Origin of the sequence: Microbacterium sp. CPCC 204701, from assembly GCF_004010105.1 — a bacterium.
In the GTDB taxonomy this organism is placed as follows: Bacteria; Actinomycetota; Actinomycetes; order Actinomycetales; family Microbacteriaceae; genus Microbacterium.
Map to the genome: position 1 here is coordinate 1 of NZ_RRYE01000557.1, position 1448 is coordinate 1448.

The 1448-nt window shown below is 70.0% G+C and carries 2 protein-coding genes; both read left to right on the top strand.

The features are described 5' to 3' along the window. Positions 1–715 (top strand): LuxR C-terminal-related transcriptional regulator (locus EIO58_RS17810; RefSeq protein ID WP_164861865.1); only part of this gene is annotated, 715 nt, incomplete at its 5' end. Between the two features lie 43 nt (positions 716–758). Continuing rightward, positions 759–1448 (top strand): IniB N-terminal domain-containing protein (locus tag EIO58_RS17815; RefSeq protein WP_127820544.1); only part of this gene is annotated, 690 nt, incomplete at its 3' end.

A 1448-nucleotide genomic window follows, 5' to 3' on the forward strand; every position in this document is an offset into this window, starting at 1 on the left:
CGCCCGACTCGGCGAGCCACCCGCGTGGGCTGCGCCACTGCACTGGGCGGGCATTCAGCGCGGCATCCTGCTCAGCCGGCCGGAGGCGCTCGCGCCGCATGCGCGCGCGCTCGTCGCGGCGGCTGCACACAACCGGCTCGCCGCTCGCATGGCGCAGGCAGGGCGCGTGTGGACGTCGGTGCTCGCGGGCACAGTCGACCCCGATGCCGTCGAGACGGCGGCGCGGGCGCTGGCCGCCGTCGGGCTCGCGTGGGACGGAGCGCGGTTGGCCGGTCACGGCGCAGGACGCTCTGACGACCGCAAAGTGATCGCCCGGCTCCTCGCCTGCGCACGGGAGCTTCACCCGCGCGAGACCTCGCGTACGGCCGATGCCGGTACCGCCGGATCATCGGCATCCGACCCGCCCGCCGACTGCGTGCTCAGCGACCGGGAGCGCGAGGTCGCCGAGCTCGTCCTGCAGGGCAAGACGTACGCCGAGATCGGTGCGGCGATCTTCATCTCTCCTCGCACCGCCGAGCACCATATCGCGCACATCCGCCGGCGTCTCGACGCCACGTCGCGCTCCGACCTGCTGTCGAAGCTGCGTATCGCGATCGAGGGGGCTGCCACGCAGCACACCTCAGACGCCGACCGAAGGGGCCCACACGCGACCCCGCACCGCCCCCCGTCGAGCATCGGGGCAACTCCCGATGCTCGATGGGTCGGCACTTCCTAATCTGAATCCACAGACGTCGAGTCTCATTGCGGAGGTATCGGGAATGAGCACCCCTCTGGCGACAATCGCCAACTCGATCATCGAGTTCATACTGAGTCTGCTGCGCGATCCGGCTGCCATGGCCGCGCTCAAAGACGATCCCGAAGGCACACTCTCGCGCAACAGGATGGAAGGTCTCTGCGCCGACGACGTCCGGGCCGTCGCTCCGGTGATCTACGACCGTCCCGATGTCGTGCCCAAGGCGCATCACACCCCGCCGCCACCGTCCGACAACGACGTCGTCAACGAGATCTCGCGCATCACGAGCCACTGGACGTGGGTCGACAGCCGGTCGACGATCGTCGACCAATCGGTCAACCAGAACATCTGGACCGAGGGCGGGGATGTGACGCAGGTGTTCGACCAGAGCGCCGGTGTCGCCTCTGGCGACGGTTCCGTCGCGTCCGGTGACGACATTCTCGCCGGCACGCCCGGCGACACCCCACCGGACGAGACCCCGGATGAAGGCATCCCCGGGCTGCCGGATCTTCCGGACCTGCCCGGGCTCGGCGATGACACCGATCCAGACGTCGTGGCCGGCGAGCCCGGGCAGGCGGATGAGGCTCCGTCCGCGGTGGAGGACACGCCGGCACCGACCGATCAGCTCGACACCGGAGCACCTGCGGTTCCCCCGCCGGTGGAAGATGTGATCGCCGACGCCGAAGCCCAGGCTTCGGATCCTGCGGCGGCGCCC